Here is a 23,573-nt window from a genome sequence, read left to right as displayed (position 1 = left end):
CACCGGCTTTGACAACTTCTGTTTCGACTTCTATAATGCCACTCGCCACACGGTTCACAGAACAGCGACAGATAAGAATGCACAGAACAGACACGAAGATGCTCAGTCGTATTCAGCGTATCATCCGGCTGATAGCGATCCTCACTGCCAGCGCAGTCCTCGTTGCCTGTAGTGTTGGATCCAATACGTCCCTCTATGTGCCCGATCTTTTGGATCGCCCGCAGGAGTTTAACGGCAAAGACATTACCGTATCCGGCGCGTATCTGGATCGCGATGGACGCCAGGTGTTGGCGCTCGGCGTCAGCACCCTCGATAATGGTCTGGACGCACAACCGCTCGGCGAGACGATCTGGCTCGAAGGATTCCCGCGCGAAGCCACGACCGAACTCCACCGTCCTGGCGATGCCGTCTATGGGTTTGTGCGCGTGCAGGGGCGGTTTGAAACCGGCGGTCCATTCGGCGTTGACAATGCTTACCGGCATCGAATCATCGTGGCATCCGCCGAACCGATTGAACGGGTACGCCGTCAGGAATATCGGATCGAGAACCGTCCGCTTGGCGAAGGCAAAGTCAGTCTGTTCGATCTCGTCGCCGATCCAGCGCGGTATAACGGTCAGACCGTTACGACCCAGGGATACTATTTCTGGAACTCGCTGATCTATGTGCTTGCGGAAGGGGTTTCGACAGAAGAAGACGGGAGTAGCCCACAACCGATTGGCAAAATGGTCTGGATGGAAGGATTTCCGCCAAGCGTCTCTGGTGAACTGAACGTGGGACCGAACAATAGTTTCGTCTGGGGGCGCGTTGAAGTGACAGGTCTCTTCCAGGGCGGAGGGAATTTTGGTAAAGACGGCGCCTACCCGGCGCAGTTGCTGCTCGACCCCAATAACCCGGCAAGTGCGCGTCCGCTCGACCCAAAGAAATAAAAAGAAATAAGACGATACGAGACTGCGGTGTATTACTTCGTCGAGCGCATGACCGAAGACGATATCGATCAGGTGCAGATGATCGAGCGCGCCAGCTTCAGCACGCTCTGGTCGGTCAACACCTACCGCCACGAATTGCGTTCACCGGCAACGAGCCGATATATCGTCGCTCGCGCGTCGCCGACACCTCCGCCGCCGCGCGCGGAACGTCCCTCTTTCCGACGCGGGCTGCTCGCGCATCTGCTCTCGGGGTTTTTTGGCCAACCACCATCTCACACCCATGATTTTCCGATCGTTGGCTACGGTGGCGTCTGGCTCAGCGTCGATGAAGGGCATATTACGACGATCGCCGTAGCGCCAGCCTATCGTGGGCATGGGATCGGGGAACTGCTGCTCAACGGGTTGATCGATCAGGCGCTCGAACTGAATGCCGACGTGCTGACGCTCGAGGTGCGCATCAGCAATATCGTCGCTCAACAGTTGTACCTGAAGTATGGCTTTCGCCCTGCCGGAACGCGCCCTCGCTATTATACAGACAATGGCGAGGACGCGCTGATTATGTGGACGGATCCGATCCGCAGCCCTGCGTATCAGGAGAAGCTACGGCAACTCCGTGAGCGATTGTTTGCCCGGTTACGCGAGGAGGCGAATGAATCAGGACCGCTGCACAACGATCTCCGCCTCGAAATGGAGTAATACCTCTGTCTACACTTCCATCACGACCGGCAGCACCATTGGGCGGCGACGAGTCTGCCCGTAGAGATAGTCGCTCACCACATCCTTGATCTTGCGATTGACGAAGGCGCTGTCCATCTCTGTCTTGCCGCCGCCATTGCGCCTGGACAACGCATCCCGCACGATGTTCTTGGTCGACTCGATCAGATCGTCGGACTGACGCATATAGACGAACCCGCGCGAGACGACGTCCGGTCCTGCCACCAGTTCGCCTGTTGTCCGGTCGATGCTGACGACCACCATCAGAATGCCGTCGCGCGCCAGGAGTTGTCGGTCGCGCACGACCACCTGCCCCACATCGCCAACCGTTGTTCCGTCCACATAGACGTATCCCACGGGGACTTTGCCTGTTGTCCGCGCATAGTTGCGGCTGAATTCCATGACCGCGCCGTTTTCCGGGATGATCACATTTGAGTCGGAGAACAACCCGCCCATGCCAAGCGCAAGTTTCCGGTAGAGCATCATATGGCGATAATCGCCGTGAAACGGCACGACAAACTCCGGGCGCAGAATGGCAAGCGCCATCTTGAGCTCTTCCTGTGCAGCGTGACCTGAGACGTGCACCGCAAGCCCCGACGGGTTGTCGCTATAGATGACCTCCGCCCCCAGGCGAAACAGGTTGTTGATCACCCGATTGACCGACACCTCATTGCCGGGGATGGGGGTTGCCGACACCACGACCGTATCGCCTTCTTTGATCTTAACGTGCGGATAATCGCGGTTTGCCATGCGCGCCAGCGCCGACATTGGCTCTCCCTGGCTGCCGGTGCAGATGACCGCCACCTGATCATCGGTGAGACCGGCCGCCTCCTGCGGACGGATCAGCGTCCCCTGTTGTGCGCGCAGATACCCGAGTTCGAGTGCGATGCGCGTTGTATTCTCCATGCTGCGTCCGGCGACGACAACTTTGCGCCCATATGCTTCTGCCGAGTCGATCACCTGTTGCACCCGCGATACGTTCGAGGCGAAGGTTGCAACGATAATTCGCCCGGGTGCGGTTGCGAAGATCGAGTCGAACGCCTCGCCGACGACCTGTTCGCTCGGCGTGTATCCCTTCGACTCGACGCGCACGCAGTCGGTGATCAGCAACAACGGCGATCGCCGCCCCAACTCCGAGAGTTTGATCAGATCGGTTGGCCGTCCATCGACCGGCGTATGGTCGAACTTCCAGTCGGTCAGGTAAATTGCCAGTCCGACAGGCGTATCGATGGCCAGACCGACCGTATCCGGGATCGAATGCGCCACGCTAAACGGTTCGATAGAGAAGGAACCGACAGTAAATGGCTCGCCTGCCTGCATTTTTATCAGCCTGGCGTGATCGAGCAGGCGATGTTCCTTGAGTTTGCCCGTCAGCATGCCCAGGGTCAGCGGCGTACCATAGATCGGCGGAAAATCGAGTTCCGGCACCAGGTAGGGCACTGCGCCCATGTGATCTTCGTGCCCGTGGGTCAGCACAATGGCCTTGATTTTGTCCTTCTGGTCACGCAAATAGGTGATGTCCGGCAGCACCAGATCGATGCCGAGCATGTCGGCTTCCGGGAACATCACCCCACAATCGAGCACCAGAATCTCATCGTTTTGTTCCAACACCCACATGTTGCGGCCCACTTCACCGGCGCCGCCGAGCGGAATTGCACGTAATCTGTTTTTTGCCATAGGTGCATATGAGGCGACAACGCTTCGGTTGTTCCCGCCTCGCTCCTTTCCTTTCCGGCTGCTCCTGGAGCAGCCCCACTACAATGCAATCGACTATTGCACAGGCCGAAGCTCTCAGCCTGTTATGCCCCTGATAATGCCGGCTGCGCATCGTTCAAGCCGGCGTGCGCGCGGATTTCGCGCAACAGATCATCACGGTTTTCAACACCGGAGTAAATCGGCAAACGCCCGGCGCCGCATGCCTGCCGATGCAGCCAGCGCACTAGCGGATTGCGAATCCGAATCGATGGATCATCACGCAACGTCACCTCATCGAGAGGATCATCTGCATCGTCATTGCAGCGCCGAATGCCAACCACACTGCTCCATGGGCAGGTGAGCGCAATACCAAACGACGTAAAGCGCAACCCGGCGTCGGTCGGCGTATACTGCGCGCCCAACTCCTCGAGGATGCTCCACGCCACCAGTGGCGTCGCTACCAGCAACACGACCATGAGCAATGCGGGGATCATCTGACCAAGCGACAGCCCGCGGTCAAGGTTTTCGCGCAATGCCTGAAGCAATCCAGTAGAAGGATCACTACTGGTTGCAATCGAGATGCGCAGCGTCCACAGTGCAAACACCCAGATCAGCAGCGCGCCGATCAACAGCGCCATGGCGCTGCGCCGTGCAGACGGAGAGAGACGATACGTCGTCATGGGCAATCAGAACAATGACAGTTGTTGAACTTCGGGTTCATCCGGCTTGTCAGGAGCGACAGCCGGCTGAGCGCTCTGTGCTTCCGCCTGCGCAATGAATTCTGGCAATCGCCGAAAATCGGCTTCGATCAAGGCCCGATACTGCGGTTGATGAAGCGCCGCAGCCGGATGCATCATTGGAATGATCATGCGCCCGCCGATCCAGCGCGGCTGACCGTGAATGCGGGAGATTTTTTCGCCGGGGAACCAGCGCGCCATCGAGAAGCGCCCGAGGGTCACAATGACCAACGGGTTCAATGCTGCAATCTGCCGATCGAGAAACTGGCTGCATGCGGCGATTTCGTCCGGCTGCGGGTCGCGATTATCCGGTGGCCGATGTTTGATGACATTGGCGATGAAGACTTCACTGCGCCGTAGACCGGCAAGCCCAAGCAACTCTTCGAGAAACTGCCCGGCAGCGCCAACGAACGGCCGTCCCTGGCGATCTTCGTGGAAGCCGGGCGCTTCGCCGATGAACATAACTTTTGCGTCTGCTGGTCCTTCGCCTGGAACGGCTCTCATCGCCGACTGATGCAGCCGGCATGCGGTGCATGCGCGCACTTCGTCGGCAATTTGCTGAAGCATGTTGGCTGCGCTCAACGCTGCATTCCTCGATGGTTATGAACTTTCTTTGTTTATTATACCATCTTCGCTGCGCAATGCAGAGTCAGCCATCTGCTCTCCTGGTAGAGCGCTATTGTGATTCGATCCGGTCTCGGTATGCGTAGGCGGGACTGATGAGGGATCAAGACCGCTCCAGAGCGCAGGAGAAGGTTCCTGCCGGGGCTGGCGCCGCCACTGGCGTGCAAGGCGCACGGAATGGCGCTTCGATACTATGTGCTGGAGCACAACCAGAAGGATGCTGGCAACCAGAAAGACCCCAAGAAAGACGCTCCATGGCAAATCAGTAAACAGGCGCTGAAGGATGAAGGCTTCGACCGCAATGGCCGCCCCGACCGCCAACGCCGTTTTCAGAACGCCGTTCATCCACACCGGCTCTCTACGCTCCACGCCAATCGGATACGCTTTCAGTCGCGACGCTCTTCCTCGGGACGCACTTCGCGCCCCTGGTCGAGCGTGTAGTTCGCGGTGTCAAGGTGCGTGGGTTTGGCAGCCTGTTGCACAATGATGCCCAGCTTCAACGCGACAATAAATCCGCCAACGCCAACGACAGCAAGTATCAGGATCAAGCACAAAATCGTTGTGAGCATCGTAGTCATCGCCTATTCTCCTTGTGTATCGGACTGCAACCGGCTAATGATATCATGTCATGCTCAACATACGCATCTGGCGACGCCACGTTTCACCTTCTGCAAGTAATAATCGTTCCGACGTGCATGGAGATACGGTCTGTGCCATAATACCCAATCGACGCAGTCCCGGCGGACAGGAGTTGCACCGCATCATGTGGTAAACTCATAGAACAATCAACCCAAACCTGGACGAACAAGGGCGTGGAGCGGCTTGGGCTGCGACAGGCTCAGCCAGCGTCAGCCGCAAGTCGGTCAACACCGGCAATGATTGTGCAACATCTGATTGATCGCTCCATAAGGACCATCGTGGCGCTGGAGCAACGTATGTGTTCGGGTATGCTGGCGATATGGCTCGTCTTGCAGAAATGACGCTGCCTGCATCACTGCGCGAGCGACTGGCGCAGGGGCATCCCTGGGTGTATCGCGACCACGTTCCGGCTCACGTGCGCCTGCCATCCGGCGCCTGGGTCATCGTCCGCTGCGGCGCGTGGCGCGGGTATGCGCTGTGGGATGCGGAAGGTCCGATTGCGCTGCGGATCTTTTCGACGCGACGTCTGCCCGATACTGCCTGGCTGTGCGAACGGCTGACTGCTGCGTGGAATCTGCGCGCACCGCTGCGTGCTGTGGGTATTACTGCATATCGTTGGGTCTTCGGCGAAGGGGACGGACTGCCCGGCATTATTGTGGATCGTTACCACGACGTGGCCGTGATTCAGGCGTATTCCGCCGGTACGCTGACGCTTGTCGATGACGTGGCAACCATGATCCTCAACGTCGATCCGACGGTGCGTCGTGTGGTGCTCCGCACAGGAGCAGGGCTGCGCTCGGCAGCGCATGAAGGTGACGAGGAAGATGGCGCTGCGCGACTGCGACCGCTACGCGGCGAGCCGCCACCGCGCGAGATGGTGGTGGTTGAGCACGGGATGCGTTTTGCTGTTGCGCTCCATACTGCACAAAAAACAGGCTTGTTCCTCGATCAGCGCGAAAATCGACGGTTTATCGAAGGACTCGCTGCCGGGCGCACGGTACTGAATTGTTTTGCCTATACCGGCGGGTTTTCGCTCTATGCGCTGCGCGGCGGCGCACGGCAGGTCGTCAGCGTCGATATCGGCAAAGGTCTGGCAGCAGCGACGGCGCGTAACCTGGCGCTCAACCGTCTCGACGATGGACGCCATCGCTTCGAGACGGCCAATTGCTTTGAGTTGCTGGAACAGTACGCTGCCGCAGGGCAATGCTTCGATCTCGTCATCCTTGATCCGCCCAGTTTTGCGCGGCGAAAAGAAAGCCGATATGCAGCCCAGCGCGCCTATGCGCGATTGAACGCGCTCGGGATGCAGTGCGTCCATCCCGGCGGTTTGCTGGCGACGGCAAGTTGTACCACGCAGGTAGGACCAGACGCATTCCGGGAGGCGCTGGCGGCCGCAGGCGTCCTTGCCGATCGACGCTTGCGGATCATTCACGAAGCCGGGCAGCCGCTCGACCATCCGGTTCCGGCGCACTTTCCCGAGGGGCGATACCTGAAGTTCGTGGTTGGGCGGGTGGAGGAAGCGGTGTAAGTTGCGTGGGGCGCGCCGCTCATGCGCTTGTTGGGTAGGCGAAGGCATTGCCTTCGCCTACCCGGTCGCACTTCGGTCAGTGATTGTTCGGATAGGCTCGGAGTCACTCCCCGGAAGAAGAGAGATCTGAGGGGTCCTGATGCATCAAACGGGTGACTCAACAAAGGGCTGGTCGGAACAATCGACCCTTGTGACCACGAAGGTCACAAAGGGACACAAAGGAAATGCGCTTCATTTTCACCTTCGTGCGCTTCGTGTGCTTGATGGTTAAGCCTTTGTGCAGTGGACTCAATTATACGTTCTATTGTTTATATCGACGCATTCGTGCATTCGTCGGCATGACCCTGACTCTTATTGCGGCAATGCTGCTCTGTTCCTGCGGTTCAGCAGTTCCTGAAGGAGGCGGAACGATGACCTTCACTCTCACAAGCTCGTCATTTACCGAAGGCGGCGCAATCCCGCGCGATCATACGTGTGATGGCGCTGACCGTTCGCCGGCGTTGCGCTGGGAAGGTGCGCCGTCAGCCGCCAGTTATGTGTTGATTATGGACGATCCAGACGCGCCTGTCGACACATTTACGCACTGGGTGTTGTACGACATCCCCGGCGACCGCACAGAACTGGCGGAAGGGGAATCAACGGTCGGGTTGGCAGGCGGCAACGATTTCGGCAGGCGCGGCTATGGCGGACCGTGCCCGCCGCGCGGCAGGGGCGCGCATCGCTACTTCTTCCGTCTTGCGGCGCTCGACATTCCATCGCTGAATCTGCCGCCCGGCGCCGCCCGGCGTGATGTCGAAGCCGCCATGCGCGGTCATGTGCTGGCGACTGCCACGTTGATGGGGCGGTATGAACGCCGGTGATCATTACTGCGATGAGCGCACTGTCACCTGACGTGCGGCGTATGCGATCAATCCGATGCCGATCAAGATCAACAGCGCGAGACCGATCAGCTTGGCATCGGGGCTGATGTCGGCGATGCCAAGCAACCCGAAGCCTGCGCTCAGCCCCCAGTAGAGCGCCAGAATCTGGCGCAGTGACATGCCGCTGTCGAGCAGGCGGTGGTGGAGGTGGTCGCGTCCGCCGCGCATCGGTTGTTTGCCGCTGGCAGTGCGCGCGACAATCAGCCAGGCAACGTCGAGGATCGGCACCCCCAGCACCAGCAGCACCGTTGCCAGTTTCGCTCCGCCGATGATCGCGCTAACGCCGAGGATGAACCCGAGAAACTCTGCGCCGCTGTCGCCCATGAAAATGCGTGCGGGGGGAAGATTGAAGATCAGGAACCCGGCGCATGCCCCGGCGAGCGCGAGCGGCAGCAGCGCGATCGTCGTTTGTGGTGGGTCGAGCCGGAGGGCGTGCAGCGCCAGCATCACCGCTGCGATCAGCGACACGCCGGCCGCCAGGCCGTCGAGGCCGTCTGACCAGTTGATAGTGTTTGCCATCCATCCCAGCCAGAAGATTGTCGCCAGGATTGTCAGCCACGGACTGACATCCCATAGACTGACCTGGCCGACAAATGGCGCGTTGAAGGCGGTCAGGAGAATGCCACGCGCCTCGGTGGGCAACCCCAGCGCATCGGGATAGCGCCGCTGATCCCAGAGGTATGGACCGACTGCAATCAGTGCTGCGCCGATCTGAGCGATGAATTTAGGGAGCCACGGGAGTTCGACGACATCATCGAGCCACATCACCAGGAAGATGAGCGTCCCGCCAGCCAGGAGCAACCCGATGCGCAGCACCTCGAACTCCGAGCGACGCAGCGCCGGATCGAGCGTACTGAAGATGAAGGTGGCAAGCAGCGCAGTCACGAAGCCGGCATAAATGGCGATACCCCCGACATTAGCGGTAGGGCGCGCATGGGTGCGGCGTCCGCCGGGGCGCTGCACCCATCCACGTCGCTCACAGAGGCGAATGACCGGGGGAACCGTGAGTGCGGTCGCAACAAAGGCGATCAAAAAGGCGCTTATCAGCGCCACAATGGTCAAAAGTGACATGACGCTTCGCAAGTCGGCGGCGCCGATGCATCATCCTGATAGAGCGTGTGAGCGTGTGTCCGACAACGCGCCTTATGAGGCGTGGTTGGGCAGGCGAAGGCAACGCCTTCGCCTGCCCTGTTGACTTTTTCAGACATGCGCTGAGACATCTGGAGCGCTTCCACATTACCCTGTGCCGAACAGCCGGTCGCCTGCATCCCCCAGACCGGGAATGATATACCCGCGATCATTCAGATGATCGTCGAGCGCCGCCAGATGGATCGGCACGTCGGGATGCGTCTCGTGCAGCGCCCGTACTCCTTCGGGTGCGGCGATCAGCCCGAGGAACTTGATCCGGCTTGCGCCCCATTCCTTCAGTACGGTCACGGCGGCAACCGCTGAGCCGCCGGTGGCGAGCATGGGATCGAGCACCAGGCAGAGATCGACATCCACCTGCGGCGGCAGTTTGTTGTAGTACGTCACCGGCTTGAGGGTGGCGTGGTCGCGGTAGAGACCGAGGTGCCAGACATGCGCCGTAGGAATGAGGTCGAGGATGGGATCGACCATCCCCAGACCTGCGCGCAGAATCGGCACCAGACCGATGCGCTCGGCAATCTGATGACCGTGGTAGGGCGCGAGCGGCGTCTCGACGCTGTGTTCCTGAAGGGGCAGATCGAGGGTTGCTTCGTACAGCAGGAATTGCGAGAGTTCGCGCACCAGTTCGCGAAACTTCTTCGGTTCAGTCGTCGCACGGCGCAGCAGCGTCAGTTTGTGATGGACGAGCGGGTGCTGCGAGATACATACCTGTTTCATAGCGCCTCCGGTTGCCATGTTGTCGTTCGCGCTTTTCGCAGGAGCGCGGATGCGTTGCCTGTCAGCGACGGGAGTTACGTATTGACCTCACAGACAAGCCGCGTGACGGCTTTTTTACCTTCGGCAGAGCGGTACGTGTCTTCTTTTGCGGTGCGGTGCGGCGGGGGTCCATGAATTGTCAGACGGCAAGCAAGCGCGTCTCTGCTGCGCTGCGCCCTGGCTGGCGACTGAAGTCGCGCCGGGCGGGCGTTCCGCCGGGCGTCCACCTGCGTGGACACTGTCGTTCCCGTCCGCGCAGGCGGACGGTCGGCCGCAGGTCCATCAGGGGCGATTTCAATCGCTGGCAGCCGGAGCGTCGTTTCCTGACACCTCATGCCTGCACCCGTGCGGCGGCAAAGCCGCCGCACCGCACCGCCTTAATCGGGAGCGCCACACTGCCGCAGGCTCTGGCGAAGCCAGAAAATGCACTTCTGCGTAAGTTCTGTCAGCGACAGGAGTTACGCATTAACCTCACGGACGAACCGCGTGACGGCTCCTTTTGCCTTCGGCAGAGCGGCGCTTATTTTCCTGCGGTTGGCGTTGGCTGAGCCTGTCGAAGCCAACGCCAACCACACGACGATCAACTCGGTCAAGATTGTGCAACCTCTGATGACGGCTCCGTGAGAAAACCCTTCAGATGCACAGTATAGTCCCCAGAACGACGCCGCCCGCCGTATAATACCATGTGATTGATAGATTCATATGAAACGATAGGACCAATGAACGTTGTACGACGACTCTTCCGAGTTCAATTGCCAATCTGGCTGGTGACGCCGCTGCTGGCATTCGTGCTGACGATGGGGGTCGGAGGCGGCTATCTGCTGGCGTTGCGCGTGACCACTCCCTGCCCGCTTCAGGCGGAAGAGTGCGCCGCGCTGAACAATTTCTGGCGCGTCTGGCAACTGGCGCGCGACAACTTTGTTGACCCTGCCGCCGTCGATCCGCAGCGTATGAGCGATGGCGCCATCAACGGCATGCTCGATAGCCTGGGAGACCAGGGGCACACGCGCTACCTGAATGCCGACGAAGCGGGGCGGGAGCGTGAGGCGCTTTCCGGCAGGTTCGAGGGGATCGGCGCCTACATCGATGTGCGCGATGGTCAGCCGCGGATTGTCGCTCCTATCGAAGGATCGCCAGCCGAACGCGCCGGGTTGCGCCCCGATGACCTGATCCTGCGCGTCGATGGAGACGATGTGCGGGGAGTGACAGTTGAAGAATTGCGCAATCGGGTGCGTGGACCGAAGGGCACACAGGTGGTGTTGACGATCCAGCGCGCCGGTGTGGCGGCGCTGTTCGATGTGACGATTACGCGCGAGGAGGTGAATGTTCCCAGTGTGACCTGGCGCATGCTGCCCGACCGGGTCGCTCTCATCAAGATCAACCGCTTTGCCGAGCGCACCGGAGCGGAACTGCAACAGGCGCTGCTGGAAGTGCGGGCACAGGAAGCGCAGGCGGTCATTCTCGATCTCCGCAATAACCCCGGCGGGCTGGTCACGCAACTGGTCGCCGTGGCAAGCCAGTTTATGCCGGAAGGAACGACCGTGCTGATCGAACAGGACCGTGACGGGGCACAACGTCCATACACCACCGGCGAAGGCGGGCTGGCGCTTGACATTCCGCTGGTCGTGCTGGTGAACAGCAACAGCGCCAGCGCCGCCGAGATTCTTGCGGGCGCGTTGCAGGAGAATGGACGCGCGCGTGTGATTGGTCAGGCGACATTCGGCACAGCGACGGTTCTGCGCCCGTTCGATCTGGAAAGCGGCGCGCAGGTGCGTCTGGGCACATCGCAGTGGTTAACGCCAAAGGGGAAGGTCGTGCGTGGCGTCGGCATTCAGCCCGATGAACTGATCGCGCTGGCGCCAGGCGTAGCGCCGCTCACCCCGGCTGAGGCGGCGGCGCTCAACCTGGAGGAACTGCAACGCAGTAATGATATTCAGTTGCGGCGCGGATTGGAAGTGGCGCGTGAGGCGCTGGTGCAAAAAACGCCGTGACATGCCGTTCTTTCTCATCGGTATCTCAACGTGCAACAAGAAGAGAGGAGAAACCGCGTGCCATACATCCGACGCTCTGGATTCGTCTGCCTGCTGCTGGCGGCGCTTCTGCTAATGAGCGCCTGCACCGGACCGTCAACAACGGTTCCTACGACCGTCGCGCCCACGACTGCACCCGCCACTGCGCCACCCTCCGCCGGGTCGCCGACCGCTGCGCCTGCACCTGCTACTCCACCAGCGGCTACAGCGATGCCCGCGCCAGCAAATGCCATCTTGCCTGCGCCGCTCTACGTCCTCGACACCGGGCAGATTGTGCGTGTCGAGCGTGACGGCATGACACGCAGGCAGATTACGAATGAGGCGCCGCCTGCGCCGGATGCACTGGCAATCGTGCAGTTCGATGCGTCGCCTGTGGATGGCACGCTGGTGTACATCGTCCAGGGGGTTGGAACGCCGCCGGTACTGGTGCGCACCGCCGCCGACGGCGGCAATCGCACGGTTCTGCTCGATACCCTGCCCGTCGCCGCACCCCTTCTTTCGCCCGATGGCGCGACGATCGCGTTGCGTGTCTTCGAAGACTATGAGCGTCCAGGAGTGAACACGCCCGGTCTTTACCTGATGCCGGTCGCTGGCGGCGAACCGCGTCTGCTCCTGGCGGATGAGCCGGTGACCGATCCCTCGGTCGAACGTGGCGATGGACGCGGCTTCGAGGCGGTTGCGTGGTCGCCGGATGGCACGAAATTGCTGGTGAACGCCTTCTCGCTCTCGGTCGAAATCTGTGAACTGGCTATCGTCGATGTCGCCAGCGGCGCGATCGTCTATCTGAAGGCGCCTGAGCCGGATCTGGTCGCCGCCTGCACTGCCGCCGCCTGGACGCTCGACAGCAAAGCGGTCTACTTCAGCATCGCCAATCCGGGGAACTGGTTCAACGAACCGGGCATCTGGCGGGGTGACGCCAGCAGCGGCGCGGCAACCGCTGTGCCTGTCGAACCGGCAAACGCGCTACTGCGTATGCCGTTTTTCGCAATCGACCGGTTGTATGCGTTTGTTGCGACTGCGCCTGGCGACAACCCGGCCTACTCGCCTGCCGCCGATCCGTCGGAGATGATGGCGCTCTCATATACCATGAGCAGCGTGCCGTTGACCGGCGGGACATTTGCAGCACTGCGCAGCGATGCCTATGAAATGTACCAGGGCTTATGGGCGCCGGACGGCTCAGGTGCGGTCATCTTCGAAAGCAGCGATCCGTCCGCGGTTCGCCTGCTCTGGCTGCCCACCGATGGATCGCCCGGTGTTGAGCTGGACAAAGGAACAGACCTGTACTCCGTGCGTTGGGGCAAGCCATAGTTGCGAGCGATCAGAGCGCCCCGCGCTGTTCCAGTGCATAGGCGATGCCCTGCTGCAAACTGCGCAGCGCGACCATTTCACTCATCTCTGCACCGATATGGACGAGCGTCTGCGCTATTTCGGCGCTGATCCCGCTAAGCACAACGCGCGCGCCGAGCATGCGCGCCGCCTGCGCAGCGCGGACCAGCGCCCCGGCGACCTGTGTATCAACCACCCGAACGCCGGTGATGTCGAGGATGGCGATGTCGGCGCTGTGGGCGGCGATACCTTCCAGGAGCGTCTCCATGATCTGCTGGGCGCGGCGACTGTCGATCGAGCCAATGATCGGCATGACGACCACGCCCTCCGCAATGGGCATCAGCGGCGTGCTCAGTTCGCGCAGCGTCGCCTGTTGCGCTTCGATGATCTGTTGTTGCAGGGCGCGTTCGCGGATGGCTTCCTCGGCGCGCCGTCGCACCGTAATGTCAGTCAACGAGACCATACCGTAGGCGATGCGTCCCTCCGCATCACGAATCGGCGCGCCGTGGATCTCGATGAGAATACGGCCATCAGGGCGCTCGATCTCCATATCATCGACCGATGACGTCTCACTGCTCAGCGCGCGTACCAGCGGCATGCGCTCGGTGGGATAGAGTTGATCGGTTCCAGCGACGAAAGCGCGATAGACCTCGGCAAGCTGGTCGGTGGTGGCATCCGGCATAATGCCTTTGCCCAACAGTTCGGTTGCGCTGCGATTGGCGTAGAAAGGGCGCCCATCAGGTTCGACGACGAAGACGCCGACCGGTAGGGCATCAAGGAAGCGCAGCAGGCGCTGTTCACTTTCACGTAGTGTCGCTTCGATCTGTTTGCTCTCGCTGATGTCGCGCAGCACGGTCGAGAAGTGCGTCACCTCACCGGCGGCATTCTTGTGCGCAATAATGACCTGCGCAACCGGTCGCTCCCTGCCCTGTGCATCGAAGACGGCGGTTTCGCCGCTCCAATATCCCTCGTGCGCTGCGTGCGGCAGGGCTTCGTTGAGGATCAGCGCCGCCGCCCAGTCCGGGTGGAATTGCGGGATGCGCTGTTCGCTCATCGCCGGATCAGAGGGCGCGCCAAGCAGGCGTCGTCCCGCCTGATTAATGTACACAATCCGCCCTTCTGCATCAGCCGTGCTGATAGCGTCCGGCGTATTTTCGATGATCGCGCGCAGGCGTTCGGTTACTTCATCGTTCTGCCGCTGCTGCTCCAGCAACGCTTCAAGTTCGGCGATGCGACGGCGCAACTGTTCGGTTTCAGCGGTTTGATCATTTATCGATGACATAGAGCGACTCCTGATGCTTCGGATGCCCCCGGTTCCGGCAGCGCCACACGAATGAGTCCACTGCACACAGGCTTAACCACCAAGGACACGAAGCGCACGAAGGTTCATAAACATGAAGCGCATTGCCTGTGTGTCCCTTTGTGACCTTCGTGATGAGCTTTGTGCCGTGAAGTCAACAATGAGTCCACTGCACACAGGCTTAACCACTAAGGACACGAAGCGCACGAAGGTTCATAAACATGAAGCGCATTGCCTTTGTGTTCCTTTGTGACCTTCGTGGTGAGCTTTGTGCCGTGAAGTCACGAATTCAATATAGACGATTGCGATCCCTCACGACGCTTGCGCAGCGCCAGCATGACATAGAGCGGGTCGGAGCGATCAAACCGTTCTTCGAGCGGATGGATCAGCCATGCCAGCAGCAGGTCTTTCAGCACCAAACGGCGCCAAAACCTGGTCAGGCGAGTCTCGTGGTATCGTCCGTTGAGGATGCTGCGCCCGAATGCGCGACGTTCGACGACCTCAGCATTTGCTGGTTCAATGTAGGTCCGGCGAATGTCATCATCGGTGTAGAAGCGGAAGAACGACCCGGGTTTCCCTTCCTGCACAAAGGCATTGCGCATCACCTGTTTGAACGGGCGGATTCCGGCGAAGAACGAGGTTCGCTCGCTTATGGTGAATGGCAGCGTCAGCGCCACAACCCCGCCCGGCGCCAGCACCCGCCCGATCTCGCGCCCGACGGCAGCATCGTCGGGGATGTGCTCAAGCGACGAAACGGCGCTGATGTACTGGACCGCCTCATCGCGGAACGGCAGCCGGGTGGCGTCGGCGACGATCGGCAGCAACTCGCCGTCGCCGGGGCGCGCCGTTGCGCGGCGTTTGTCGCGCTGCCAGCGTACGCGATGTTGTTCGATCTCGACCACCACGACATTCACGCCTTCTTTCGCCAGCATATGCGGAAACGAAGAGGTGCCGGAACCGATGTCAACGACAGTGTCGCCCCGCGCGACGCCGAGCGCACGGGTAGCCCAGGGATACTCGATGAGCCGCCAGAGGCTGAAATCGTTGACTGTTTCCCACAGAACGCGCAGACTGTTCAGCGCAACTTCGTACAGCACACAGCGCCACGCCGGAAGCGAGACCGGACTGCGACGCGCTGGCGCTCGTTCAACCGCAGTTTCGGCAGAGACCATACCATCCTTCCTTTCAACAGGCGCTCAAGTATAGCATATCTGCGGGAGAACCAGGAACTGAGAACTGAGAACTGAGAACTGAGAACTGAGAACTGAGAACTGAGAACTGAGAACTGAGAACTGAGAACTGAGAACTGAGAACTGAGAACTGAGAACCGAGAACCAGGAACCAAGAACTGATACTAAATCGCGGTCATTCGTGCAATACTGCCGGGGCGCTGCGGGCGAAAGCCCTTGTTGAGGACGCGGTTCGACTGCGCTCACCGCACGTGCAAGCCCCGCTGGGGCTGCTGATGCCAGGGCGCGGTCAGCGTCCACGACTGTCGGTGCGCGTTGACCGTTGCGCCTTGCCAGCCGCGTCCGTGAGGGGTGGGTCTAAGCCCCGCCTCCGTCTGATTTGGTGCGGGCGTTCGCATTTGCGTGGGTGTCGTCTGCCAGAGATGCTGTGGTTCCGGTCGCATCGTGCTGGCGCGCCAACACTCTGGTTCCTTGACAGCGCCACGATCATCGTGTACGATCTCAGGCCAGTGATTGATTCTATCATTTGGGAGACAACCGGCATGGCGGAAAAGAAGTCCAAAACCGACGTTACTGCCCGTGACAAGACCGGTCGGGCCACCAACCGGCATTGCAATCACTGCGGGCAGCGGATTATGAACGACCGCGAGATGATTGTGATCATGGACGGACGGCGTTGCAACAAGACGTACTACCGTCGAGACTGCTTCAACCGTCTGGTTGGCGCAGAGCGGGAACTGGGGCTGGATGGATCGCAGACCTGCCCGCTGCGCTGATCCTGTTGAAAAAGGGATGTATTATGGCGAAGTGTGATCTTACTGGCAAGAAAGTCGCCTTTGGGCGCAATATTCGTCACAAGGCGTCGGGAGGATGGGCGCGCCGCGCGCCGAAGACAAATCGCACCTTCCGTCCCAATGTTCATCGCCACACGATCTACGTGCCAGAGATTGGGAAAAGCGTTACTCTCAATCTGTCGACGAAGGCGCTCAGAATTATCAACAAGAAGGGGTTGCTGGCAGCAATACGCGATCAGGGGCTGTCGGTCGAAGCATTTCTCAAGGAGCACGAACGATGACATCTCAAGATGGAGGACGGCGTATGCGCGGACGTGTCGGGCGCAAGAAAGTCTGTGAGTTTTCGCGTCTTGGTATTCTGCCCGATTATAAAGACCCAGAGCGGCTCAAGCGGTTTCTGGGACCGACGGGAAAAATCCTGCCGCGCCGTCGCACCGGTCTGACGGCGAAGATGCAGCGGCGGTTGACGATTGCAATCAAACGCGCCCGGCATATGGCGCTGCTGCCGTTTGTGGAACGCTCGATCACCGACCGGCGGCGCTAAATACTGTACCCTCGCAAACCCCTTGAATTACTGGAAATGCCTCGTATAATCAGGATATCGGGCGCATGGCGAGCGTTTACCTGGTGAAAGGAGGCTTTCCGTGACTCATACCATCCACGATCCGCATTCTCATGTACACAGCGAACATTGCGGACATCTGCGCATTCTGCACGACGGGCATGTTGACTATCTCCACAATGGGCATCTGCATCACCCGCACGAAGGACATTACGACGAGCACGTGATCGCTGTGAGCGCCGAGAATCCAGACGGATGCGCACCTGTTACGTGTCAGTGCGGGCATGACGATTGCGGGCATCCGCTGGTTCCACACGGCGATCACGTCGATTATCTGGTCAATGGGAGACTGCACCACCGTCATGGTGATCACTGTGATGACCACGGTCTGGTGACGGTGCTGTGAGGATGTTGTTCCTGCAGGGCGGGTCTGAGACCCGCCCCTTCGGGCCTGCCCCTCGATATCTGCCCGTGTCCGGGCGGGTCTGAGACCCGCCCCTTCTATGCCAGATCGAACGTCCGCGCCCTGGGGCCGCGATCGCTCGCTTCAACCGTCACCGAAATCTGATCGCCTTCCTGGATCGACCGGCGCACCTGGCTGAAGAGCGACCCATGGACGTACACATCGAACTGCGGGTTGTCGACGCGGGCAAAGAGAAAGCGCCCGGCAGGATCGATCCGCACAATCGTGGCATTGACCGGACCCGATGGCAGCGGGCCAGTGTATGGTTCGCGATCGCGCCGCGAGCGGTCACCCGACCAGCCGCGCGACTCGCCGCGCGGACGATCATACGAGCGCGACCAGTCGTCTGAACGCCGCGAACGCGCTGCGCTGCTGGCTTCGTTCGCTTCGTCAGTGATGCGTCCCTGACCGGAGACATCGTTTGGGCAGATACGTCCGCCGGCGATGTCGGTTAAGCTTCTCCCTTCCTTGCGCGCCCGACGCCCTGCCGGACAACGGGTCGGATCGTTGGTGAAACCTTTTTGTGCGTAGAACTCCTGCTCGCCCGCCGTGAAGATGAACTCGCCACCGCAATCCTTGCACGGAATGCGCCTGTCCTTAAAACTCATAGCCGGTGTCCTTACTGTCTCCTTGTTGTCCTGATGCGCCCGGATGCGGTCGTTCCTGTGTGCGACGAGCGAAGGAGAGGTGTTGCGCGCCTGTCGTCAACCTGTCCACAACCAGTGGAGAACCGATGCCGGGATGGAAATGATCTTGCCTATCATTTGCATGATGTATGATACCGTATCAGGTAAGCGCCTGTCAAGGATGTTTGTGCGGGCGGGCGTGGGTTCTGATACTCATGAGCGGTCATTCGTGCCATATTGCCGGGGCGCGCAGCGAGACGCCGGGGCGCTGTGGGCGAACGCCCTCGCTGAGGACGCAGTTCGACCATGCTCACTGCATCCGGTTCGACTGCGCTCACCGCAAGTGAAAGCCCCGCCGGGGCTGCTGATGCCAAAGCGCAGTCATACACCCACGACCGCCAACGCGCGTTGTAGAGCGTTACGCCTTCGAACATCGTGTCTGACTGACCGCACGTGAGTATGATTTGCCAGGAAACGCCGTATTGCTTTCAGTGAATCTGCGCCGCTCAGTCGCGCGCCCTCAGCGGGCTAAAGATGTGGAAGCCCCCGCAGAGGCTTCCCGATCTCAGTCAGGGCTTATGGAACATTAAGAATGAGCCCACTGCACAAAGGCTTAACCACCAAGGACACGAAGCGCACGAAGGTTGATAAAAATGAAGAACATTTCCTGTGTGTCCCTTTGTGACCTTTGTGGTTGCTTTTTGCAGTGAAGTCAAGAATGAAATCCGCCAGATCCTGCGCAGGCAGGCTTCGCAACCGTAGCCCGCGGCGTCAGCCGCCGGGCGCCGGGCGAGTGCCGGATGCTTTTGTGCATGTTCATCAGCCCGCAGCATCCGGCGATGTTACCGCTACTTGAGCATGAACGTCGTATACAGCCCGACCAGAATAAAGAAGGCAAACCAGGCGCCCAGCATGCCGGTGGCAATCGAACCAAACCGCTCCACTCGCGGTGACACCTCGCTATTGCGCGTTGTTCCACCCGACTGATACAACACCAGCGCCAGGTAGGTCACCACGGCAACGCCGACCAGCGTCGTCACGCCAAACACCAGGATCGACCCCCAGTCCATGATGTACGGATAGTTCGAGACGCTGTACCCGAAGCGTGCCAGTGAGACAGCGCGAATACTCTCCCGCACCACGCCGACGGTCAGCAGCGCGACGATCCAGACCAGCAATGTGCGTGGCGCTTGCTGCATCGGTTGCTTCAAGAAGAAAAAGTAGCCGGTGAGCGCCAATCCGACGGCGGCAAGCGCAATCCCAACCGGCACGCCAATCCCGAACTCGACCCCCTCCGTCGCTGCCCAGAGCAAACCGGCAACCGCGTACAGCGGACTGATCACCAGCCCCAGCCATCGTCCCCGGTCGGCAACCCAGTTCATGAAGGGTGCGTCTTCCTCGATACGCCGGAAGTACCAGGCGAACAGCGTCAGCACGACGGACAGGCTCAACCCGGACTGGAGCGGCAGGAGGAATATCAGGCGCGGGATATTCCAGGCGTGGAACGCAATGCCGCGAGTGTCAATCACGCCATTCGGGGCGTACCAATCCATCCAGCGCTCCGGGCGGATCGATACGGACGCCAGGACGTGCATCACCCACCCGGCAAAGAAGAGCAGCACGAACGATGCCACCGCCGACCAGAGCAATTTCCCGTCGGCGCTCCCCTTCAAGTAGAACAGATATGCCAGGCTATAGCCGCCCATCACCACGAAGATAAAGCTCACCGACCAGAACCCGCTCAGGGTATTGCTTGCATACCAGATGGGGTCGTAGATCGTCTGCACGAAAAGCAGCGGGGCAATCCCGGTGACAATGCCAAGCCCGACGGCGTTGGGCGTCAGGCGCGCTGCGACGCGCGCCAGGCGCAGACGATGCTCACTCGGTCGCAGAAAGCCCAGGATCGAGTACGCGCTTGATCCAAGCGCCAGGGTGACGAAGAAGATATGGAACACCCACGTGACGACCAGCAAGACCTGCAATGCCGGCGGATAAAACGGCGCACCCAGCGGATCGCGCATTCGTTCGAGCATATCGCCGATGTCCATGGTTCACCTCCTGGCCTGCGCCTGTGGCTGTGGCGCATGCTGTTGTTGCACGAAGTACTCCAGATACAGCGCCATTGCCGCCCGCTCTTCGGGCGTGCCGATGACGGGATGCATGTAGGGAAACGCGCCAATACCGTTCAGATAGGTCTCGATCTTCGGTGCTGTCGTCATTTTGCGCCGTTCGAGCAACTGCGCCAGTGAACGCAGTGCCAGGCGTTGATCGAACACAGTGATCGCCGTTTGATTGCTCACGTTATGACAGGCGGCACACTGTTGAATGACCAGCACCCGCCCCATGGCGACCTGATGACCGGCGCTATTCGTCGCGGCAACCGAAATCTGTTCCGGCCGCGGCAGAAACGGCAGCGAGCCGAGCATGCCGGTCTCGTTCAACTGCTGCTCTTCGCGCAGAACGCCACGCGCAGGAATATCGTTGAACACCAACTGGTTCGACGACATATAGCCGGCAATGATGTCGGGCTTGCGAATGACCTCGCGCGTGCGCTCGGCGCCGAAGATTGCGGCGAACAACACCAGCATTGCGCCTAGCGCGATGATCTGATGCTGACGGCGCGGCATGACGAGCGCAAACAGCAGCCCGAGGAATGTGGCGATCAGCCCGCCGATGATGATGGTGAACGTGATCGGCGGAATGGCCGGAGAGCGCAGGATAGTCTTTGCATGCGCCGGCAGCGCGGGGTAGTACCAGAAGAACCAGATGCTTAACGCAACCGCCAGCCCGCCCAGGCCCATCACTGCGGCGATGCGAATAATCCGCTCACGCGCGAAATACTCCCTCGGCAGCCCGGTTACGATCAGCAGCGCCCATGCCGCCGTGATGGTGAACATCAGAGCGAACCGCATGAACAGTTGGGGCCAGAAGGTTGGGTTGAAGAACCCGTTCAGGCTTTCCCCCGTGGCAAACCATAAGCCAGGCGTCAGTTTGAAGGACAGAATACCGACGATGATAGCCAGCGTACCGGTGCCGCCCAGCGCCAGAATCCATGCCAGGCGCAGGTGCGTCTTCGGATTGACGCGCTCGAAGGTGTAGTAGTAGGTGATGATCCCCACCACATCGATGAGAAACATGTACCACTCCGACCCCCAATAGAGGACGAAGTTGTGGATGAGGGTGGAGATGCCGCGTGGGTTAGCGGCAGTGGTCGTTTGCCAGATGCCCACGCCTGTCATAGCGCCGAAGACATACGCAAACACCAGCAAACCCAATGCGCTTCGCTTGAGGTAGACGTACAGCTCCGGGCGATTCTCGTATACCGCGCGTCGCTCCAGGTACAGATTGAACCACGCGGCTGCAACCGTCAGGTGCGAGGCAAGCACGTGGAACGCGGACACGACGGCAACGAACATCGCCGAGTGAATGAAAAGACCTTCCCATACCGGATACATATGCGCTCCTTGTGGTTGAGTGCTACGACCGCCACAAGATCGTGATGAACTTCACGATCTTAGTATTGTAATAATAATCACAAAGTATCCGGCTGTCGTTGCGCTGGTGCAAGTTGACCCAACTGCGAGGTGTTGCAAACAGTTGAGGATCGTTAACCGAACAGGAGGTACGCGGTCGACTCACTGGCGAGCCGCGTGATGACTCTTTCTGCCTTCGGCAGAGTGGTACTTGTCTTCTTTTGTGGTGCGGTGCGGCGGCAACGCCGCCACACCGCACCACCTTGATGGGAGCGCCACACTGCCGCAGGCTCTGGCGCAACCAGAACAGGCGCCGCTGTGCAAGTCCTGTAACTGATACCAATGTCATTCGTGCAATACTGCCGGGGCGCTGCGGGCTAAAGCGGGCTAAAGCCCTCGCTGAGCAAGTGAAAGCCCCTCTGGGGCTGCTGATGCCAGGGCGCAGTCATGCGTCCACGACACGCCTGCCGGTGCGCGTTGTGGGTTGCGCCGTGCGAACCAGGCGCCTGAACATCTTGTCTGACTGGCCGCCACTTGTTATGAGAGAGTGCAGATTAATCAGGTGCGGTATCCGCAAGCGTCATCAACCGCTGGCGGTCAATGATGACGACTCGCCCCCGCTGCGCCTGCACCAGTCCTTGCTGCTGCCAGAGGTGCAGCAGGCGGCTGACGGTGTAGTGACTCACTCCAATCAGATCGGCGAGATCGCGCTGCATGAGCGGGAGCGTCACATGTTCCGGGTCGTCTGCCGGCAAACCGTGGTGATCCGCCAGACGGATCAGCGTATGCGCCAGACGCTGTTCCACATGTTCGGTTGCCAGTTCGAGCAGTTGCTGTTGTAACGTATCACGATATTCGGCGAGTAACTGAAGACTATTGCGCTGGAGCGCCGGATAGCGCCTCATCAAGTCCTGGAGATCATCGCTCTGCCATACCATCAACCGGCACACCGAGATCGTTTGCGCCGAGAGGGTGTAGCGCGCATCGGGCAAAACCGCACTGATGCCGACAACGTCGGTGGGACCGGATAAACGTATCACGCTCTGTCGTCCATCGACTGCAATCTTGTAGAGACGGATCCAGCCTTTCTGAATGGCGTACAGTCGTGCAGCCGGCGTATCTTCTTCCAGCAGAACGACGTCGCGCTGAACATCAAGAAGCCGCGCATACGCGGCAATGTCGTCGAGCGCCGCTTGATCAAGTCCCTCGAAAAGACGGTAGTGGGTGAGATGATCCATGGTATATCCTTTGAGCGAGCATGTGTTTGAGTCGCTCGTTGCACAGTAACGAGATGTGGAGTCTTCAACAATACACGGGCATTGTGCCGGCGCCGACGACCTGAAGCGACGAGACGCTTCTCTTTACCCTTCGTTCGGCTCCACAACCGCCGCGGGTGAGCGTCTATCCGAAAACCTCACATTGCCATCATTGTGAGGTGCGCCTGTGTCACGGCCATCTTCTTCTTCCGTGGGACGAGGAGATGGCTTCACTGTGCTCGCACCGACTCCTGTCGGACAGGAGTCTGGATCGGCGCGTATGACAGAAGCGACATGTTGATTTGTACTGGCGGTCAGCAGGGAAACCCAACGGGAGCACCGGCGCTGCGCGGCGGAGGAGTCAGTGGAGGCGCCGACTGGCGGAAGGGAACAGTCCATACGGGCACAATGGAACCGGTAACCCGCAGAGAACAGACAGGCGCCAGCAGCGTCGCCAGCAGCACAAGTTGAATGATCTCGGGCAGGGGCATCTTCGATGGGGTCGGCACATCCTGGCTCGATGCGCGTCCACCGAAATCGCAGACGAACAGCGGCAGTGGCTGCTCAAAGCGTTGCTCAACCCACGGCATCACCTGGCAATGCACGATGCAGACAACGGATGCGTGCGCTGCAATGCACCAGAACAGGAAGAACACAAAGATGCGCACAGTCGCGGGTTTTGGGCTGCGACTCAACAAACGATGCAGACGGTGAATCGTAGACGGTGCTGCCGCTGCTGGCGAGACTTTAGCCACAACGCCTCATCAACCTGCGCTTGAACATCGCGGATGACCGAGAGCCTGCCCGGCAAGGATCGTGGATCGGGCGAAGGCAGTGCCTTCGTCTACCCAGCCGCATTTCACACGGT

Annotated in this window: 25 protein-coding genes; 11 read left to right on the top strand and 14 right to left on the bottom strand. The window is 60.0% G+C overall.

The features are described 5' to 3' along the window. The first annotated feature begins 98 nt into the window (after positions 1-98). Together AC3EA7_RS00650 and rimI are read left to right on the top strand one after the other, a co-directional pair. Complete coding sequence (locus AC3EA7_RS00650; RefSeq protein ID WP_488612087.1) at positions 99-926, top strand: hypothetical protein; 828 nt, start codon at positions 99-101, stop codon at positions 924-926. 48 nt (positions 927-974) lie between these two features. Continuing rightward, positions 975-1,622, top strand: coding sequence for a ribosomal protein S18-alanine N-acetyltransferase (rimI, locus tag AC3EA7_RS00645; protein WP_488612086.1), 648 nt, complete (start codon positions 975-977; stop codon positions 1,620-1,622). A gap of 9 nt (positions 1,623-1,631) precedes the next feature. Here rimI and AC3EA7_RS00640 read toward each other — a convergent pair whose 3' ends face one another. The 4 genes from AC3EA7_RS00640 to AC3EA7_RS00625 all read right to left on the bottom strand — a co-directional run bounded on the left by AC3EA7_RS00640 (position 1,632) and on the right by AC3EA7_RS00625 (position 5,274). After that, positions 1,632-3,317, bottom strand: a complete 1,686-nt coding sequence (locus tag AC3EA7_RS00640) for a ribonuclease J (protein ID WP_488612085.1) — start codon at positions 3,315-3,317, stop codon at positions 1,632-1,634. Between the two features lie 122 nt (positions 3,318-3,439). Further along, positions 3,440-4,015 (bottom strand): hypothetical protein, encoded by a 576-nt coding sequence (locus AC3EA7_RS00635; protein WP_488612084.1) that lies wholly within the window; start codon positions 4,013-4,015, stop codon positions 3,440-3,442. A 6-nt stretch (positions 4,016-4,021) separates the two neighbouring features. Continuing rightward, positions 4,022-4,654 (bottom strand): uracil-DNA glycosylase family protein, encoded by a 633-nt coding sequence (locus AC3EA7_RS00630; protein ID WP_488612083.1) that lies wholly within the window; start codon positions 4,652-4,654, stop codon positions 4,022-4,024. Positions 4,655-5,082: 428 nt separating this feature from the next. After that, positions 5,083-5,274, bottom strand: a complete 192-nt coding sequence (locus AC3EA7_RS00625; protein WP_488612082.1) for a hypothetical protein — start codon at positions 5,272-5,274, stop codon at positions 5,083-5,085. Between the two features lie 380 nt (positions 5,275-5,654). Here AC3EA7_RS00625 and AC3EA7_RS00620 point away from each other — a divergent pair, with 380 nt between their 5' ends. Then, positions 5,655-6,863 (top strand): class I SAM-dependent rRNA methyltransferase, encoded by a 1,209-nt coding sequence (locus AC3EA7_RS00620; protein WP_488612081.1) that lies wholly within the window; start codon positions 5,655-5,657, stop codon positions 6,861-6,863. 410 nt (positions 6,864-7,273) lie between these two features. Further along, entirely contained in the window at positions 7,274-7,723 is a 450-nt protein-coding gene (locus AC3EA7_RS00615; RefSeq protein WP_488612080.1) for a YbhB/YbcL family Raf kinase inhibitor-like protein, read from the top strand. 3 nt (positions 7,724-7,726) lie between these two features. Here the strand turns inward: AC3EA7_RS00615 and AC3EA7_RS00610 are convergent, their stop codons facing one another. From AC3EA7_RS00610 to AC3EA7_RS00600, 3 genes are all read right to left on the bottom strand, one after another. Next, positions 7,727-8,854, bottom strand: coding sequence for a glycosyltransferase family 4 protein (locus AC3EA7_RS00610; RefSeq protein WP_488612079.1), 1,128 nt, complete (start codon positions 8,852-8,854; stop codon positions 7,727-7,729). A gap of 165 nt (positions 8,855-9,019) precedes the next feature. Next, a complete protein-coding gene (gene upp / locus AC3EA7_RS00605) occupies positions 9,020-9,646 on the bottom strand; it encodes a uracil phosphoribosyltransferase (RefSeq protein WP_488612078.1) in 627 nt (208 codons plus the stop codon). 178 nt (positions 9,647-9,824) lie between these two features. Further along, positions 9,825-9,968: a hypothetical protein gene (locus AC3EA7_RS00600; RefSeq protein WP_488612077.1), complete on the bottom strand. Its 144-nt coding sequence runs from the start codon at positions 9,966-9,968 to the stop codon at positions 9,825-9,827. A 203-nt stretch (positions 9,969-10,171) separates the two neighbouring features. On the opposite strand from AC3EA7_RS00600, the gene AC3EA7_RS00595 reads away from it, so the two are divergent. The 3 genes from AC3EA7_RS00595 (at position 10,172) to AC3EA7_RS00585 (ending at position 13,023) form a co-directional block, all read left to right on the top strand. Continuing rightward, positions 10,172-10,309, top strand: coding sequence for a hypothetical protein (locus AC3EA7_RS00595; protein WP_488612076.1), 138 nt, complete (start codon positions 10,172-10,174; stop codon positions 10,307-10,309). Between the two features lie 95 nt (positions 10,310-10,404). Beyond that, positions 10,405-11,676 carry a S41 family peptidase gene (locus AC3EA7_RS00590; protein WP_488612075.1) on the top strand — a complete coding sequence of 424 codons (1,272 nt, stop codon included), beginning with the start codon at positions 10,405-10,407 and terminating at the stop codon, positions 11,674-11,676. Between the two features lie 57 nt (positions 11,677-11,733). Further along, entirely contained in the window at positions 11,734-13,023 is a 1,290-nt protein-coding gene (locus tag AC3EA7_RS00585) for a hypothetical protein (RefSeq protein WP_488612074.1), read from the top strand. A gap of 10 nt (positions 13,024-13,033) precedes the next feature. Here AC3EA7_RS00585 and AC3EA7_RS00580 read toward each other — a convergent pair whose 3' ends face one another. Beyond that, a complete protein-coding gene (locus AC3EA7_RS00580; protein WP_488612073.1) occupies positions 13,034-14,323 on the bottom strand; it encodes a PAS domain S-box protein in 1,290 nt (429 codons plus the stop codon). Between the two features lie 299 nt (positions 14,324-14,622). Further along, positions 14,623-15,513 (bottom strand): class I SAM-dependent methyltransferase, encoded by an 891-nt coding sequence (locus tag AC3EA7_RS00575; RefSeq protein WP_488612072.1) that lies wholly within the window; start codon positions 15,511-15,513, stop codon positions 14,623-14,625. 416 nt (positions 15,514-15,929) lie between these two features. Here AC3EA7_RS00575 and AC3EA7_RS00570 point away from each other — a divergent pair, with 416 nt between their 5' ends. The 4 genes from AC3EA7_RS00570 to AC3EA7_RS00555 all read left to right on the top strand — a co-directional run bounded on the left by AC3EA7_RS00570 (position 15,930) and on the right by AC3EA7_RS00555 (position 17,293). Further along, on the top strand, positions 15,930-16,307 hold the full coding sequence (locus tag AC3EA7_RS00570) for a hypothetical protein (protein WP_488612071.1): 378 nt from the start codon (positions 15,930-15,932) through the stop codon (positions 16,305-16,307). Between the two features lie 23 nt (positions 16,308-16,330). After that, a complete protein-coding gene (gene rpmB / locus AC3EA7_RS00565) occupies positions 16,331-16,606 on the top strand; it encodes a 50S ribosomal protein L28 (RefSeq protein ID WP_488612070.1) in 276 nt (91 codons plus the stop codon). Next, complete coding sequence (gene rpsR, locus AC3EA7_RS00560; protein WP_488612069.1) at positions 16,603-16,869, top strand: 30S ribosomal protein S18; 267 nt, start codon at positions 16,603-16,605, stop codon at positions 16,867-16,869. The genes rpmB and rpsR overlap by 4 nt, the downstream gene beginning before the upstream one ends. Before the next feature lie 100 nt (positions 16,870-16,969). After that, positions 16,970-17,293 (top strand): hypothetical protein, encoded by a 324-nt coding sequence (locus tag AC3EA7_RS00555; RefSeq protein ID WP_488612068.1) that lies wholly within the window; start codon positions 16,970-16,972, stop codon positions 17,291-17,293. Between the two features lie 95 nt (positions 17,294-17,388). Here the strand turns inward: AC3EA7_RS00555 and AC3EA7_RS00550 are convergent, their stop codons facing one another. The 5 genes from AC3EA7_RS00550 to AC3EA7_RS00530 all read right to left on the bottom strand — a co-directional run bounded on the left by AC3EA7_RS00550 (position 17,389) and on the right by AC3EA7_RS00530 (position 23,460). Beyond that, positions 17,389-17,958 (bottom strand): zinc-ribbon domain containing protein, encoded by a 570-nt coding sequence (locus tag AC3EA7_RS00550; protein WP_488612067.1) that lies wholly within the window; start codon positions 17,956-17,958, stop codon positions 17,389-17,391. An 866-nt stretch (positions 17,959-18,824) separates the two neighbouring features. Then, a complete protein-coding gene (locus AC3EA7_RS00545; protein ID WP_488612066.1) occupies positions 18,825-20,024 on the bottom strand; it encodes a hypothetical protein in 1,200 nt (399 codons plus the stop codon). A 3-nt stretch (positions 20,025-20,027) separates the two neighbouring features. Then, the gene (locus AC3EA7_RS00540; protein WP_488612065.1) at positions 20,028-21,431 is read right to left on the bottom strand and encodes a c-type cytochrome; all 1,404 of its coding nucleotides are present in this window, start codon (positions 21,429-21,431) and stop codon (positions 20,028-20,030) included. Positions 21,432-22,003: 572 nt separating this feature from the next. Beyond that, positions 22,004-22,687: a Crp/Fnr family transcriptional regulator gene (locus AC3EA7_RS00535; protein ID WP_488612064.1), complete on the bottom strand. Its 684-nt coding sequence runs from the start codon at positions 22,685-22,687 to the stop codon at positions 22,004-22,006. Between the two features lie 332 nt (positions 22,688-23,019). Next, the gene (locus tag AC3EA7_RS00530; RefSeq protein WP_488612063.1) at positions 23,020-23,460 is read right to left on the bottom strand and encodes a hypothetical protein; all 441 of its coding nucleotides are present in this window, start codon (positions 23,458-23,460) and stop codon (positions 23,020-23,022) included. Positions 23,461-23,573: the final 113 nt, after the last annotated feature.

This window comes from Roseiflexus sp., from assembly GCF_057785375.1.
The sequence above is the reverse complement of the archived record's forward strand: the minus strand, read 5'-3'. Positions and strand labels throughout refer to the sequence as shown.

Bases quoted from the DNA above. Each gene is read 5' to 3' on its own strand.
- AC3EA7_RS00650 (WP_488612087.1), top strand. From the start codon at position 99: ATGCTCAGTCGTATTCAGCGTATCATCCGGCTGATAGCGATCCTCACT.
- AC3EA7_RS00640 (WP_488612085.1), bottom strand. From the start codon at position 3,317: ATGGCAAAAAACAGATTACGTGCAATTCCGCTCGGCGGCGCCGGTGAA.
- AC3EA7_RS00575 (WP_488612072.1), bottom strand. From the start codon at position 15,513: ATGGTCTCTGCCGAAACTGCGGTTGAACGAGCGCCAGCGCGTCGCAGT.
- AC3EA7_RS00635 (WP_488612084.1), bottom strand. From the start codon at position 4,015: ATGACGACGTATCGTCTCTCTCCGTCTGCACGGCGCAGCGCCATGGCG.
- rpmB (WP_488612070.1), top strand. From the start codon at position 16,331: ATGGCGAAGTGTGATCTTACTGGCAAGAAAGTCGCCTTTGGGCGCAAT.
- AC3EA7_RS00620 (WP_488612081.1), top strand. From the start codon at position 5,655: ATGGCTCGTCTTGCAGAAATGACGCTGCCTGCATCACTGCGCGAGCGA.
- AC3EA7_RS00600 (WP_488612077.1), bottom strand. From the start codon at position 9,968: ATGGACCTGCGGCCGACCGTCCGCCTGCGCGGACGGGAACGACAGTGT.
- AC3EA7_RS00545 (WP_488612066.1), bottom strand. From the start codon at position 20,024: ATGGACATCGGCGATATGCTCGAACGAATGCGCGATCCGCTGGGTGCG.
- AC3EA7_RS00590 (WP_488612075.1), top strand. From the start codon at position 10,405: ATGAACGTTGTACGACGACTCTTCCGAGTTCAATTGCCAATCTGGCTG.
- AC3EA7_RS00580 (WP_488612073.1), bottom strand. From the start codon at position 14,323: ATGTCATCGATAAATGATCAAACCGCTGAAACCGAACAGTTGCGCCGT.
- AC3EA7_RS00610 (WP_488612079.1), bottom strand. From the start codon at position 8,854: ATGTCACTTTTGACCATTGTGGCGCTGATAAGCGCCTTTTTGATCGCC.
- AC3EA7_RS00615 (WP_488612080.1), top strand. From the start codon at position 7,274: ATGACCTTCACTCTCACAAGCTCGTCATTTACCGAAGGCGGCGCAATC.
- AC3EA7_RS00535 (WP_488612064.1), bottom strand. From the start codon at position 22,687: ATGGATCATCTCACCCACTACCGTCTTTTCGAGGGACTTGATCAAGCG.
- AC3EA7_RS00550 (WP_488612067.1), bottom strand. From the start codon at position 17,958: ATGAGTTTTAAGGACAGGCGCATTCCGTGCAAGGATTGCGGTGGCGAG.
- upp (WP_488612078.1), bottom strand. From the start codon at position 9,646: ATGAAACAGGTATGTATCTCGCAGCACCCGCTCGTCCATCACAAACTG.
- AC3EA7_RS00625 (WP_488612082.1), bottom strand. From the start codon at position 5,274: ATGACTACGATGCTCACAACGATTTTGTGCTTGATCCTGATACTTGCT.
- rimI (WP_488612086.1), top strand. From the start codon at position 975: ATGACCGAAGACGATATCGATCAGGTGCAGATGATCGAGCGCGCCAGC.
- AC3EA7_RS00540 (WP_488612065.1), bottom strand. From the start codon at position 21,431: ATGTATCCGGTATGGGAAGGTCTTTTCATTCACTCGGCGATGTTCGTT.
- rpsR (WP_488612069.1), top strand. From the start codon at position 16,603: ATGACATCTCAAGATGGAGGACGGCGTATGCGCGGACGTGTCGGGCGC.